Annotated in this window: 11 protein-coding genes; 5 read left to right on the top strand and 6 right to left on the bottom strand. The window is 69.3% G+C overall.

What is annotated here, in order from left to right:
• Nucleotides 1–36 precede the first annotated feature (36 nt).
• From ACSFA5_RS30640 to ACSFA5_RS30630, 3 genes are all read right to left on the bottom strand, one after another.
• Nucleotides 37–1,977, bottom strand: coding sequence for a hypothetical protein (locus ACSFA5_RS30640; RefSeq protein ID WP_435447819.1), 1,941 nt, complete (start codon nt 1,975–1,977; stop codon nt 37–39).
• Nucleotides 1,978–2,146: 169 nt separating this feature from the next.
• On the bottom strand, nt 2,147–3,394 hold the full coding sequence (locus ACSFA5_RS30635) for an MFS transporter (RefSeq protein ID WP_435447818.1): 1,248 nt from the start codon (nt 3,392–3,394) through the stop codon (nt 2,147–2,149).
• A 79-nt stretch (nt 3,395–3,473) separates the two neighbouring features.
• Entirely contained in the window at nt 3,474–4,361 is an 888-nt protein-coding gene (locus ACSFA5_RS30630; RefSeq protein ID WP_435447817.1) for a LysR substrate-binding domain-containing protein, read from the bottom strand.
• Between the two features lie 78 nt (nt 4,362–4,439).
• Between ACSFA5_RS30630 and ACSFA5_RS30625 the strand changes: the two genes are divergently transcribed.
• A complete protein-coding gene (locus ACSFA5_RS30625; protein ID WP_435447816.1) occupies nt 4,440–5,615 on the top strand; it encodes an MFS transporter in 1,176 nt (391 codons plus the stop codon).
• Nucleotides 5,612–6,268 carry a pyridoxamine 5'-phosphate oxidase family protein gene (locus tag ACSFA5_RS30620; protein ID WP_435447815.1) on the top strand — a complete coding sequence of 219 codons (657 nt, stop codon included), beginning with the start codon at nt 5,612–5,614 and terminating at the stop codon, nt 6,266–6,268. The genes ACSFA5_RS30625 and ACSFA5_RS30620 overlap by 4 nt, the downstream gene beginning before the upstream one ends.
• Nucleotides 6,269–6,313: 45 nt before the next feature.
• On the opposite strand, the gene ACSFA5_RS30615 is transcribed toward ACSFA5_RS30620, so the two are convergent.
• The 3 genes from ACSFA5_RS30615 to ACSFA5_RS30605 all read right to left on the bottom strand — a co-directional run bounded on the left by ACSFA5_RS30615 (nt 6,314) and on the right by ACSFA5_RS30605 (nt 9,851).
• A complete protein-coding gene (locus ACSFA5_RS30615; protein ID WP_435447814.1) occupies nt 6,314–6,472 on the bottom strand; it encodes an HHHH-motif protein in 159 nt (52 codons plus the stop codon).
• A gap of 145 nt (nt 6,473–6,617) precedes the next feature.
• A complete protein-coding gene (locus tag ACSFA5_RS30610; RefSeq protein ID WP_435447813.1) occupies nt 6,618–7,916 on the bottom strand; it encodes an MFS transporter in 1,299 nt (432 codons plus the stop codon).
• A gap of 75 nt (nt 7,917–7,991) precedes the next feature.
• Nucleotides 7,992–9,851: a M48 family metallopeptidase gene (locus ACSFA5_RS30605; protein ID WP_435447812.1), complete on the bottom strand. Its 1,860-nt coding sequence runs from the start codon at nt 9,849–9,851 to the stop codon at nt 7,992–7,994.
• Nucleotides 9,852–10,073: 222 nt separating this feature from the next.
• On the opposite strand from ACSFA5_RS30605, the gene ACSFA5_RS30600 reads away from it, so the two are divergent.
• The 3 genes from ACSFA5_RS30600 to ACSFA5_RS30590 are packed head-to-tail and all read left to right on the top strand — an operon-like array spanning nt 10,074 to nt 13,093.
• Nucleotides 10,074–10,871, top strand: coding sequence for an SDR family NAD(P)-dependent oxidoreductase (locus ACSFA5_RS30600; protein WP_435447811.1), 798 nt, complete (start codon nt 10,074–10,076; stop codon nt 10,869–10,871).
• Nucleotides 10,872–10,893: 22 nt separating this feature from the next.
• Nucleotides 10,894–11,751 (top strand): CmcJ/NvfI family oxidoreductase, encoded by an 858-nt coding sequence (locus ACSFA5_RS30595; RefSeq protein ID WP_435447810.1) that lies wholly within the window; start codon nt 10,894–10,896, stop codon nt 11,749–11,751.
• Nucleotides 11,752–11,761: 10 nt separating this feature from the next.
• Entirely contained in the window at nt 11,762–13,093 is a 1,332-nt protein-coding gene (locus ACSFA5_RS30590; protein ID WP_435447809.1) for an LLM class flavin-dependent oxidoreductase, read from the top strand.
• The last annotated feature ends 13 nt before the right edge of the window (nt 13,094–13,106 follow it).

Here is a 13,106-nt window from a genome sequence, read left to right as displayed (position 1 = left end):
AAGCGCCCGGCGTTCACCGTGCGCACCGGTCCTGGGTCAGGGCGCGATCTTGCGAATCAGGTTGTTGTTCAGCTCGGCGACATAGAGAACTCCGTTGCCGTCGATCGAGATGCCGGCAGGCCGGTTGAACGACGCGGCCGAGCCGATGCCGTCGGCGTGGCCGGGTTGGCCGCTGCCCGCATAGGTGGTGACGACACCGGCTGGCGTGATCCTGCGGATCAGGTGGTTGTCGCCGTCGGCGACGTAGGCGTTGCCGCTGCTGTCGGACGTGACGTCGAAAGGCGTGCGGAAAGAAGCTGCGGCGCCGGTGCCGTTGGCCGCGCCTGCGCTCGTGCCGCCGGCAAGGGTGGTCACGACGCCCGCGGGGGTGAGCTTGCGGATGAGGCTGTTGTCCCGGTCCGCGATGTAGAGATTGCCGCTGCCGTCGAATGCCAGTCCCATGGGGTAGTAGAAGGTGGCCGCGGCGCCCGTGCCGTCGGCACGGCCGGAGCTGCCGCCGCCCGCCAGCGTGGTCACCACGCCGGCGGGCGTGATCTTGCGAATCGCGTTGTTCTGGGCGTCCGCGACATACAGGTTGTCGCTGCCGTCCAGCGCAAGGCCGCTCGGTCCCCTGAACCTCGCGGCCGCGCCGGTGCCGTCCGCCAGCCCCGGCACCGCGTTGCCGGCCAGCGTGGAGACGAAGCCGGCCGGCGTGATCTTGCGAACCGCGTGGTTCGAGGTGTCGGCGACATACACGTTGCCGGCGCTGTCCACCGCGATGCCGATGGGGTCGTTGAACGTGGCGGTGGCGCCGGGCCCGTCGGCATTGCCGGCGGCCCCGCTGCCGGCGAGGGTGCTGACGACGCCGGCGGGGGTGATCTTGCGGATCTTGCGGTTGCTGTAATCGGCAACGTACACATTGCCGCTGCCGTCGACGGCCGTGCGGAAAGGGTCGTTGAACGAAGCCGCCGTGCCGGTGCCGTCGGCAGCGCCGGGGACGAGCTTGCCCGCCAGCGTGCTGACGACGCCCGCGTTCGCACAGCTGACGCCCACGTTGGCGACATCGGCTGATACGCCGCTGCCGCTGCCGCCGGAAACCGAGCACTCCAGTCCGACCGGTTGCGTGCCCACGGTGACCGCGTAGCTGCCGTTGTAGGCAATCGGCGTGGCAAAGGCGAAGCTGCCGTCGGCGGTGACGGTGAGCGCGTCGCCGCCGTTGTCCAGCAGCGTCACCTGCTTGCCGTTCACCAGGCCGGTCACCGTGCCGCCGATCTTGTAGGTGTGGGTCGAGCAGACGATGCGGATGCTGTCGACGGCGGCCGTCACGTCGGAACCCGTTCCGGTACCGGCCGCCAGCGAGCAGGTCTGGCCGGCCGGCTGCGTGCCCACGGTGATCGAATAGCTGCCCTTGTAGGCCACGGGCGTGGCGAAGCTGAAGCTGCCGTCGGCCTTGACCGCGAGCGCGTCTCCGCCGTTGTTGAGCAGCGTCGCTTGCTGGCCGTTGGCCAGCCCGGCCACCTTGCCGCCGATGCTGAAGCTCTGGGTCGAGCAGACGATGCGGACGTTGTCGATGTTGGCCGTGACCCCCGAGCCCGAGCTGGTGCCGCCCGCCAGGGAGCACGTCTGCCCGGCCGGCTGCGTGCCGATCGTGATCGCGTAGCTGCCGTTGGCGACCACCGGTGTCGCAAAGCCGAAGCTGCCGTTGGCGCTGACAGCAAGTGCGTCACCGCCGTTGTTGAGCAGCGTGACCGCCGCGCCGCCCGCAAGCCCGGACACCGTGCCGGCGATGCTGTAGCTCGCCGGCGAAACGGGTGTGGAAGCCACGGGCGCCGGCTGCGGTGCGACGACCGGGAAAACAGCGGGGGATCCGCCACCACCACCGCCGCCGCCGCAGGCCGCGAGGCCCAGCAGCAGGGTGGCGCCCCATGCGTGCGCGAGAGGCGCAGGCCTCGCGCGGCGTGCGGAAATGGTCGAATCAAGGCCGGTTCGAATTGACATGTCGTTGCTTGCGGCGCGCTGCGCCGGCGGGTTGCTGCTGCACATCCGGCATGCCTTTTCTTCAGCGCCGGTACTTGCAGGCAGACTAGCCGCGCGCACGAATTTGAAACTGAGCGTATCTAAGCGTGTCTCGAAGTTTCCGCGCCTTGCTTGCTGCGGCGTTCCGGCTTCAGGGTGCGCATGCAGTGCTCGAATGCCCGGTCGCGGGTGCCGGCAGCCGGTGCAGCGTCGCGATGCGCGAAGCGAAGATGATCGCGGCCTGCAGCACGAAGCCCGCGAGCGCCAGCAGCAGACAGGCCGGCTCGCCCCACGCGGCACCGACCATGCCGCCCAGCGCCGCGCCCACAGGCCGCGCACCGGTGTTGATCGTCAGGAACACGGCCGACACGCGGCCCAGCATGGACGGCTGCGCCACGCTCTGGCGCAGCGTGGTCGAGGTGATGGTCCACACCATCGGCCCCGCGCCGAACAAAAAGAACGACAGCGCGGCCAGCGCGGCGCTCGGCACCACGAGCGTGGCGGCCATGGTCGCCGCCGCGAACACGGCGACGGCGGGGCCGACCTGTATCGCGCGGCCGAACGGCAGCCGTGCCACCACCCGCGCAGTCAGCAGCGCGCCGACGACCATGCCCGCGCCGTACATCGCCAGCGTGAAGCCGACCGCCTGCGCGCCCAACCCCAACACCCGCACCGCATAAGGCACGTAGCCGGCCTGCAGCACGAACCACGAGACGTTGAAGACCGCGCCAGTCATCAGCATGGGGCGCAGCAGCGCGTGCCGCCAGACGAACTGCGCGCCGTCGCGCAGCTCCACCAGCGGATGCCGGCCGGTGGCGGGTGCGCGCGGCGCTTCGGCCAAGCGCCACAGCAGGCCCACGGCCGCAACCGACAGCACGGCCGCCAGCACGAAGGCGGCGGGCGCGCCCGCCCAGGCCACCAGCGCACCCGCGAGTGCCGGGCCGGCCGTGAACGCCGCGCTGCGCGCCAGTTCCAGCCGCCCGTTGGCCGCTGCCAGCGACTCCCGGTGCACCAGCGAAGGCACCAGCGCGGGCGCGGCGACGCTGAAGCCGACCGTGCCCACGGCACCCAGGAAGCCGAGCACCGCTAGCCAGCCGATGCCCAGCTTCGACGCGAGCAGCAGCGCAAGGAGCACGAGCAGCGACGCGGCCCGCAAGGCCTCGGCCGCCAGCATCAGCGTGCGGCGCGACATGCGGTCCGCGAGCAGGCCCATCGGCATCGAGACCAGCAGGAAAGGCAGCGTCTGCACGGCCGCCAGGAAGCCGATGTCGCCCGGCCCCGCGCCCAGCGCGAGCACCGCGACCAGGGGCACGGCCGCAAGGCTCAGCTGCTCGGCGGACTGGGCCGCGAGGTTGGACCACGCGAGCTGAAGAAAAGAACGCGGCAGGGCGGTGGGCATGCGATGAAGAGGCGTTCGGGAAAATGCCATCTTCAGGTTCCATCTGCATGCGCGCTGGCCGTTTGCGGACCTGCGATGGCTACGTGGCAGCCGCTTGCATTTCCTCGAACCACTCGGCCACGTACGCCGCTTCCGGTGCGGCGTCGGGCGCCAGGCCGTAGTAGTAGCGGTCCAGCGTCATGCGCAGCGCGGGCAGCGGCGACTGCAGGCGGCCCGAGGCCAGGTCGTGCGCCACCAGCGAGGTCGGCGCCAGCGCGATGCCGAGTCCGTCGACCGCGGCCTGCAGCACGAAGTGCAGGTGGTCGAACTGCAGGCGCCCCGCCGGCCTCGCGCGGGGCGCGCCGAACTGCTTCTTCCAGGCGTCCCAGTCGTCCTTGCGCGTCTTGGCCGACAGCAGCACGTGCGAGGCGAGCGCGCGCAGGTCGGCCAGCGGGTGCGCATCGAACAACGCCGGTGCGCCGACGACCATGACTTCGTCTTTCAGGAACGGCCGCAACTTGATGGCGCGTGGCCAGCCGTCGCGCCCGCGGCGCACCGCGATGTCGAAGCTGCCCGTGGCCTGCTCGGGCATGACGGTGCTGGTGACCACCTGCGGCTCGATGTCCGGAAAGCGCTCGACGAACGAGGGCAGGCGCGGAATGAGCCATCGCACGGCAAAGGAAGGGCGCACGTTGATGCGCACCGCGCGGCCCGCGCCTTGCGCCTGCAGGGCGCGCGCCGCCGCGCCGATCTGCGCCAGCGCGGGGTCGACCTCGGCGAAGAACTGCTGCCCTTCCGCGGTCAGCGCGACCTGGCGGACGCGCCTCTCGAACAGCGCGACGCCCAGGAACTCTTCAAGGCTCTTGATCTGCCGGCTGACCGCACTGTGCGTGACATGCAGTTCGAGCGCGGCGCGCGTGAAGCTCAGGTGGCGGGCCGCCGCGGCAAAGGCGCGCACGGCGTTGAGGGGAGGCTGTCGAAGCGGCATGTGTGCAATTTTCTCACGCATGGCGGGCGTTTATGTCGTTTGTCAGCCGAGCGCGGTGCGGCGCACCATCGGGCCTCGATGTCCAGCACCACACCCGGCTCAGCCGCAATTCCCCCGACCCCCACCGACCTGAATTCGCGCCATGCGGCCATGGCGCTGGGCCTTTCGCTGCCCGCCGACGTGGTGCTGTACCTGCTGCTGCCGATGTACGCCAGCCAGTTCGGCGTGACGCTGGCCGAGGCCGGCATGCTGCTCGCGGCCAACCAGCTGGTGCGCATTGCGGGCTACGGCTTCGTGGCGCGGTTCTATGCACGCCACGGCGACCGGCTGACCTGCACCATCGCCGTGCTGGCGGCCGCTGTCTGCGGGGTGGGCTATGCCACGCTGTCGGGTTTCTGGGCGCTGCTGCCGCTGCGGTTGACCTGGGGCCTGTGCTTCGCGGCGCTGAACCTGTCCACCCAGGCGCTGGCCACGGCCGACCCGGTGGGCGCGGCGCAGCGCAACGGCCGTTCGCGCGCCTTCATCGCCATGGGGCCGGTGCTGGCGCTGCCGCTGGGCGCGCTGCTGGCGCACTGGAGCGGGCCGCGCGCCGTCTTCGGCATCCTCGCGGTGTTCTCGCTGCTCGCGTGGTTCGTCACGCGGCGGCTGCCGGCGGCGCCGCATGCGGTGGGCAAGCCCACGCGGCGATTCAAGCGGCCCAACAGCCTGGACAGCTGGTCGTTCATGGAAGGGCTGGCGCTCGACGGGCTCTTCATCGTCGGCCTGTCGTACCTGGGCAAGGACCTGATGCCGGGCGGCGCGGTGATCGTGGCCGGCTTGCTGATGGCGCTGCGCTACCTGGCGGAGATTTTGCTGAGTCCGGTGGGCGGCCACATGGCGGAGCGCTTCGGGGCCGAGCGGCTGCTGGTGTGGCTGTCGCTGGTCACGGCCGTTGCGCTGGTCGGCTTCGGCCTGGGCTGGCTGTGGAGCTGCGCGGCGCTGATCGTGGTGCTGCGCGCCCTGCAACTTCCCTTGCTGCCGCCCATCGTGGCCCGCCGCACGCCCGGCCCCGAGCGGGTGCAGGCGCTGGCGGCGCGCTCGGTGTGGCGCGACATCGGCGCCGGCACCGGGCCGCTGATCGCCGGCCTGCTGCTGCCGGTGGCGTCGCCGCCGTGGATCTACGGCGTGGCCGCGGCGCTGCTGGCGCTGACGGCGCTGGCCTGCGGCTGGAGCGCGTCGCAACCCTCACTCGACATCCAGGAACGAAGCACATGACCCTCTCGCACGTCTCGCACGTCTCGCACGTCTCGCACGCCTCCCATGCCATCGACACCGTGGCCCGGCTCGAAGCCCTGTTCGGCCAGCCCGGCGAGGCCTCGTTGAAGAAGGAGGTGCCGTACCTGCACCCGGCCTACCAGGCGCTGATTGCGGCGTCGCCTTTCGCGGCGCTGGCCACCCTCGGCCCCGGCGGGCTCGATGTGTCGCCCCGCGGCGACCCGCCGGGCTTCGTCGCGGTGCAGGACGAGAAGACGCTGCTCATGCCCGAGCGGCGCGGCAACAACCGCATCGACAGCCTGCGCAACATCGTGGCCGATCCGCGCGTGGCGTTGCTGTTCCTGATTCCCGGGGTGGGCGAAACGCTGCGGGTGAACGGCAGGGCGCAGATCACCGTCGAGCCGGCGCTGCTGGCGCGCTTTGCCATGGAGGGCAAGCCGCCGCAATGCGTGATCCGCATCCGAGTGGACACGGTGTTCTTCCAGTGCGCCCGGGCGATCCAGCGTTCGAAGCTGTGGGCGCCGCTGCCGCCGGATGCGAAGCGCGAGGTGCCCACGCCGGGAGCCATTCTTTCGGCGTTGACCGAGTCCGCGTTCGACGGTGCGACGTATGACCAGGAGTTGCCGGCGAGGCAACGCGCGACCCTGTATTGAAAAAGCCCGCTTGCGCGGGCTCTGCATAGGGTTCTGCCGGGGCGATCAACGCACCCAGTGGCACACGCGGTGGTGATGGCGCGCGTCCCACTTGCACACCTTGTGCGGGCGGTGGTTGGGTGCTGCCGAGGCCATGCTGGGGGCCAGCACGGCAAGGCCGGCGAAAGCGAGGATGCTGGAGAGGATGAGCTGCTTGGTCTTCATGTGGTTCTTTCTAAGCAATGGCATCGAGGGACGAGGGGTGCGTCTTTCAACGGGCGCCCTCGTAGAACGAGCCGAGCCCAGGTTCAGATGACGACCGTTTACAAATTTGCCGCGAAAGATCTCGCTGACGGCCAAGCACTCGGACTCAGGCCCGACCGGCCGCCACGGCCTGCTCGGTGCGCGAGTCGTGCCCGATGATCAGCACCAGCGCGAACGCCACCACCGACAGCAGCGCAAGGAACACCACCGCATAGACGTCGTTGCCCATCCGGTCCTTCAGCGCGCCGAAGATCGTCGGGCCGATGTAGCCGCCCAGGTTGCCGATGGAGTTGATCCAGGCGATGCCTGCCGCCGCCGCGGTGCCGCTCAGGATGGCGGTGGGCAATGTCCAGAAGGTGGGCAGCGCGCTGAAGATGCCGAAGGCGGCCAGCGTCACCGCGGCCATCTTCGGAATCGGCGCACTGGTTTGCGAAGCCAGCACCAGGCCCACGAAGATGCAGGCCAGCGGAATCAGCAGGAACCACTTGCGCTCCTTGCGTGCGTCGGACGCACGCGTCCAGAACAGCATGGCGATGGCGCCGACCAGGTACGGGAAGGCGTTGATGAAGCCGATCTGCACATTGCTCAGCCCGCCGAAGCCCTTGATGATCTGCGGCAGGAAGAAGCTCAGGCCGTACAGCGGCACGGTGATGCCCATGTACACGAAGCCCAGCCCGATCACGCGCAGGTTCAGCAGCGACTGCTTCCACGTGATCTTGTTGATCGACTCGCGGTTGCGGCGCTCCGAATCCAGCGTCTTCTGCAGCCACGTGCGTTCCTCGTCGCTGAGCCACTTGGCGCTTTTCGGGCCGTCGGGCAGGTACGCCAGCACGAAGAAGGTCAGGATCAACGCGGGAATCGCCTCCAGGATGAACAGCCATTGCCAGCCGTGCATGCCGCCCACGCCGTCCATGTTGAGGATGTAGCCCGAGATCGGCGAGCCGATGACGGTCGAGATCGGAATGGCGAACATGAACCAGCCCACGATGCGCGCGCGGTACGCCGCCGGGAACCACAGCGTGATGTAGAAGATCACGCCCGGAAAGAAGCCGGCCTCGGCAATGCCGAGCAGAAAGCGCACGACGTTGAAGCTGGTCGCGCCGCCCACCCAGGCCTGCGCCGCGGACAGGATGCCCCAGCTGAACATGATGCGGGCGATCCAGCGGCGCGCGCCGAAGCGCTCCAGCGCCATGTTGCTCGGCACCTCGAACAGGAAGTACGCCAGAAAGAAGATGCCGGCCGCGCTGCCGAACACGGCGGCGGTGAAACCCAGGTCCTTGGACATGGCCGCGCCGGCAAAGCCGAGGTTCACGCGGTCGAGGTAGGCGATGAAGTAGCTGACCATCAGCAAGGGCAAAAGTCGCCAGCTGATTTTCGAGATGGTTTTCTGTTCGATGGGGTTCACTGCATGTCTCCTGTTATGTAGGGGTTTTGTGGAGCCTGTCCGGTGACAGGTGGGGCGCCTGGAGCGCCGGTTGGATCATGAGGCAGTTTGTTCTTTTTGCTGCGCCCTCATGATCTGGTGCCGCTGCCAGTAGCGGCCGACCGCACCCTTGAAGTTGTCTTTCTGCTTGCCGAGTCCGACCAGCTTGACCTTGGTGGTGCGCGCGCCCAGCAGCCCCTTGTCGTGGTGGGCCACGACCAGCGTGTCGCCGAAGCTGCTGTCCTTGTAGGTCAGGCCTTTCACCTCGTCCCACGGGATCGACGAGCCGCCGTCGGCGCTCGGGCGCAGGCCCTCGTGATTGATCTCGATGTTCCCGCCGCTCTTCAGCGCGAAGGTGACCGGCGGAAAGTGGCGCACCACCACGGCGCGCTCTTCCTCCGTGGCCGGCTCGTAGCGGTAGGCCAGGCTCAGTTCGTGGTCATGGACGAAGCGTTGCTCGTACTCGGCCCACAGGCGCTGCTCGATGGCGACGGCGGTCTCCATGTCGTCGGCCCAGCTGGCCTCGGGCACGGTCGAGACGATGACGCCATAGGCACTTTCAGGCACATGGTGGTCGACATTGCGCATGCGTTCGAGCAGCGGCGGATGGCTGTCGAAAGGGTGGGGCACGTCGGCGGTCTTCATCGTCTCGATGAACGCTTCCGAGCTGGCATAGGGCGGCAGCCCGGAGGCCACGAAGCCCGCGATGCCCAGCGCGCCGTCGTGCTGGCGGTTCTGGGCAAAGAGCTTTCGCTCGACATCGTTGCGGTAGCTGGCGTAGGCCGAGATCTTGATCAGCGACTGCACGATGGCGCTGGGGGCCGTGAGGCTTGCAGCCACGCGGTCGGCCTTGTGCTCGCGCTCGCGGCTGTCGCGCGCCAGCGCGAACTCGAAGATCATCCGGTAGAGGCGCAGCAGGTAGTGCGCCACGATGGTCAGGCCGGCGCTGCGCATGTGCCAGGTGTACAGGTCGAACTGCCGCAGCTTGGGGCCCAGCGCGGCGCTGCTGCGGGTGTCGCCGCCGCCCAGGTGGGCCAGCTCGTGCGCGAGCACCGCGTCAGCTTCGGACTGGTCGAGCACGCGCAAGAGCGGAATGCTCACGAACAGCGTTCGGCCCTGCAGGATGCGTCCGCCGACCTCGCAGCGCGCTTCGGTCACGAAGAAATTGGTGTCGATGCCCGCCACGATCTGGTCGGGCGGCGCGGTCTTCACGCGGCCGGCGAGCTGGCGGATGCGCTCCCACAGGCGCGGCGCATCGGCCTCGGCGATGAGCTCGCCGTCGATCGCGTTGACGGACGGCATCTTCTTGAACAGTGTGTAGACCGCATAGAACACGGCGGCCGCGGCGGCGATGCCGGCAATGGCGATCAGCTTGACGTAGTAGCTCTGCCAGAAGTAGGCGGTGAGCCAGAACGAGAGCCACACCAGCATCGAACTCTGCAGCACCACCTCGACCGCGCTGGAGACCGTCATGAGTCGCCAGCCCGCGACGAAGCTGGCATAGCGCATGCCCCGGTTGGCGAAGGCCAGTGCGCCCAGCACCAGGGCCGCCGCCAGCAGCGCCGCGCCGAGCGCCAGCGTCCACACGGCGGCACGGTCGGCCCAGTGGAACTGCCAGTGCATGGAATAGGGGCTGCACACCTTGTCATGGAAGTTCTTGTCCTCCGGCGCGGTGGCGTCGCAGGCCTTGGAGAGCTCGTGGCTGCGATAGAACTCGGTCGTCTGAGCCTTTTCATCGGCGGAGAGGCGGGCATCGGAGGCAATGCGTTTCTCTATGGCCTGCAGGAACTCGGTGTCCTGCGAGCGCAGCGCGTATTCGGTGAAGACCAGCGTCGCCGCCGGAATGGCGAAGAGCGACACCAAGGTCAGCAGGAACACGCGAAAAAGATCGGCATGGATCGTTCGGGCGATGGCCATGGGTAACTCCTCCTGGAAAGCGATTGCTTGGGGCTGTTGTGGAAGCGGTCCGGCAAGCCGATAGCGTAGCCGCCGTTGGCGCCGAAGCGAAATCGGGTGATGCCGTAAGCCGAAGGGCGGGACGCGTCAAGCGGGCCTTCGCGTCGACCAGTCGTCAAATAAGGTTATCGCTTTTGCATCGTTCCACGCCCCGGGGCGCAGGTATAGCCTTCGCGCTCATCCATGGCTGTCACCTCCGTCACTCCCTCCGCTTCTTCTTCCAGTTCAGCGCCGTCGCCGGTCGCATGGATCGCCGGTGTCGGCGCCAGTGCAGGGCTCGGCGCCGCGCTGGCACGGCGCTTCGCGGCCGAAGGCTTCGTCGTCGCACTGACCGGCCGCACACAGGCGCAGCTCGACACCGTGGTCCGCGAGATCGCGGCGGCCGGCGGGCGCGCACAGGCTTTCGCGGGCGACGTGGCGAGCGAGGCCGAGATCCATGGCATTGCGCAGAAGGTGCGGGCGCTGGGCCCGCTCACCGTGGCCATCTTCAACGCCGCGAGCGCGGTGCGCGCGCCGACGCTGGAGCTCTCGGTCGACCAGTTCACCCAGGCCTGGCGCACCAGCGCGCTGGGCGGTTTCGTGTTCGGGCGCGAGGCGCTGGTCGGCCTGCTGGCCAACGGCTTCGAGCCGGCCGGCGCCGGGCCGCGCGGCACCTTGCTGTTCACCGGCGCCACCGCGGCGCTGCGCGGCAAGCCGCCGTTCGCGGCCTTCGCGGCGGCCAAGGCCGCCCTGCGCTCGCTGAGCCAGAGCCTGGCGCGCGAGTTCGGCCCGCAGGGCATTCATGTGGCGCACGTGGTGATCGACGGCGGCATCGACGGCGAGCGGCTTCGCGCCGGCGCGCCGCAGCGCGTGGCGCAGGCCGGCGACGACGGGCTGCTGCAGCTCGAGGCCATCGCCGAAAGCTACTGGCAGCTGCACGTGCAACACCGCAGCGCATGGACGCAGGAACTCGACCTGCGTCCTTTCAAGGAACCGTTTTGAGAATTCTCGGGAGCCAGTCCGCATGAGCGCCGGATCGAATGGCCAGATGCTGGCCGCCACGCTGCCCTCGGTGGAGGCAGAACTCAACTACCTGAAGGCGGGGCAGGGCCGGCCGGTGAGCTACACCTTCGAGCCGCCGCCCGGCACGCCCTGGGTGACCGGCGAGCTGGAGCCGCGCCGCGTGACCCTTCGCGACGGCCGTCCGCTGGTGGCGCTGAACGAGCTGTCGCTGGACCGCAGCGGTTTCACGCAGATCTCTCACCGCAGCGTGGTGGCCGACTTCTCGCACGACGCCACCATCCGCGACATCTACTACCGCGAGGCCGAGGCCCTGCTGCGCGACGTGACGGGCGCCGAGAAGATCGTGGTGTTCGACCACACGCTGCGCGACAGCGCGCAGGGCTCGCGCCGCACGGCCGACCTGCGCGAACCGGTTCGCCGGGTGCACAACGACCAGACTCCCGCCTCCGCGCTGCGGCGGGTGCGCGACCATCTGCCCGCCGAAGAGGCCGAGGCGCGCCTGAAGCACCGCTTCGCGATCGTGAACCTGTGGCGCCCGCTGGCCACGGTGGAGCAGCTGCCGCTCGCGCTGTGCGACGCGCGTTCCATCGCGAGCGGCGACCTGGTGCCGAGCGACCTGGTCTACCCCGACAAGGTGGGCGAGACGTACTCGTTTACCTGGAACCCGAAGCACAGCTGGTACTGGTTTCCACGGCTGCGACCCGACGAGGCGCTGCTGCTGAAGATCTTCGATTCGCGCGAGGACGTTGCGCGCTTCACGGCGCATACAGCCTTCGAAGACCCGACCGGGGCGCGCGAGGCGCCCGCGCGCCGCAGCATCGAGTTGCGCGCGCTGGTGTTCTGGCCCGCGGGCCAATGAGGGCCGTGCAATGAGTACGGCCAAGCAACTGCGGCTGGGTGCCTTCATGCGCCCCGTGAGCATCCACACCGGCGCCTGGCGCTACCCGGGCGCATGGCCCGACGCCAACTTCAACTTCGCGCACCTGAAGCAACTGGCGCAGACGCTGGAGCGCGGGCGCTTCGACGCCTTCTTCATGGCCGACCACCTCGCGGTGCTGAACATGCCCATGGAGGCGCTGCAGCGCAGCCACACCGTGAGCTCGTTCGAGCCGTTCACGCTGCTGTCGGCGCTGGCGCAGCACACGCGGCACATCGGGCTGGTGGCCACGGCCTCGACCACCTTCGACGAGCCGTTCCACATCGCGCGCCGCTTCGCCTCGCTCGATCATTTGAGCGAAGGCCGTGCGGGCTGGAACATCGTGACCACCTCCAACCCCGACGCGGCGCTGAACTTCGGCCGCGACGACCACATGGAGCACGACGAGCGCTATGCCCGCGCCCGCGAGTTCTACGACGTGGTCACGGGCCTGTGGGACAGCTGGGCCGACGATGCCTTCGAGCGCGACGTGGACAGCGGCCGCTTCTTCGACCCGGCCAGGCTGCATGTGCTGGACCACAAGGGCAAGTACTTGTCGGTGCGCGGGCCGCTGCACATCGCGCGGCCGGTGCAGGGCTGGCCGGTGATCGTGCAGGCCGGCGCCTCGGAAGCCGGGCGCCAGCTCGCGGCCGAGACCGCCGAGGCGGTGTTCGCCGCGCCGGGCACGCTGGCCGCGGCGCGCAGCCTGTATGCGGACATCAAGGGCCGCATGCGCGCGATCGGCCGCGACCCGGACCACCTGAAGATATTGCCGGCCGCCTTCGTCGTGGTCGGCGACACGGTGGAAGAGGCACGCGCCATCCGCGCCAGGCTCGACAGCCTGGTGCACTACGACAGCGCCATCGCCTCGCTGTCGATCGCGCTGGGCCACGATGCCTCGAAGTTCGACCCCGACGGCCCGCTGCCCGAGGTGCCCGAGACCAACGCCAGCCAGAGCAGCCGCGCGCGCGTGGTCGAGCTGGCCCGCGCCGAAGGGCTCACGGTGCGCCAGCTGGCCCAGCGGCTGGGCGGCTACGGCGGCTTGGCCTTCGTCGGCACGGCGCAGACCATTGCCGACGAGATGCAGGAATGGCTGGCCACCGAAGGCAGCGACGGCTTCAACGTGATGTTCCCGTGGCTGCCCGGCGGGCTCGACGCCTTTGTCGACAAGGTGGTGCCCGAGCTGCAGCGCCGCGGCATCTTCCGGCGCGAGTACGAAGGCCGTACGCTGCGCGAGAACCTCGGCTTGCCGCGTCCGGGCAACCGATTCTTCGAACAGAATTAGCGACCCCGGGCTG

This window comes from Variovorax monticola (assembly GCF_051216855.1).
GTDB lineage: Bacteria > Pseudomonadota > Gammaproteobacteria > Burkholderiales > Burkholderiaceae_C > Variovorax.
This window is presented reverse-complemented; position numbering and strand designations above follow the sequence as displayed.

What these genes read in the sequence shown, in the direction of transcription:
- ACSFA5_RS30605 (WP_435447812.1), bottom strand. Translation starts at nt 9,851, where the DNA reads ATGGCCATCGCCCGAACGATCCATGCCGATCTTTTTCGCGTGTTCCTG.
- ACSFA5_RS30640 (WP_435447819.1), bottom strand. Translation starts at nt 1,977, where the DNA reads ATGTCAATTCGAACCGGCCTTGATTCGACCATTTCCGCACGCCGCGCG.
- ACSFA5_RS30600 (WP_435447811.1), top strand. Translation starts at nt 10,074, where the DNA reads ATGGCTGTCACCTCCGTCACTCCCTCCGCTTCTTCTTCCAGTTCAGCG.
- ACSFA5_RS30615 (WP_435447814.1), bottom strand. Translation starts at nt 6,472, where the DNA reads ATGAAGACCAAGCAGCTCATCCTCTCCAGCATCCTCGCTTTCGCCGGC.
- ACSFA5_RS30625 (WP_435447816.1), top strand. Translation starts at nt 4,440, where the DNA reads ATGTCCAGCACCACACCCGGCTCAGCCGCAATTCCCCCGACCCCCACC.
- ACSFA5_RS30595 (WP_435447810.1), top strand. Translation starts at nt 10,894, where the DNA reads ATGAGCGCCGGATCGAATGGCCAGATGCTGGCCGCCACGCTGCCCTCG.
- ACSFA5_RS30590 (WP_435447809.1), top strand. Translation starts at nt 11,762, where the DNA reads ATGAGTACGGCCAAGCAACTGCGGCTGGGTGCCTTCATGCGCCCCGTG.
- ACSFA5_RS30630 (WP_435447817.1), bottom strand. Translation starts at nt 4,361, where the DNA reads ATGCCGCTTCGACAGCCTCCCCTCAACGCCGTGCGCGCCTTTGCCGCG.
- ACSFA5_RS30620 (WP_435447815.1), top strand. Translation starts at nt 5,612, where the DNA reads ATGACCCTCTCGCACGTCTCGCACGTCTCGCACGTCTCGCACGCCTCC.
- ACSFA5_RS30635 (WP_435447818.1), bottom strand. Translation starts at nt 3,394, where the DNA reads ATGCCCACCGCCCTGCCGCGTTCTTTTCTTCAGCTCGCGTGGTCCAAC.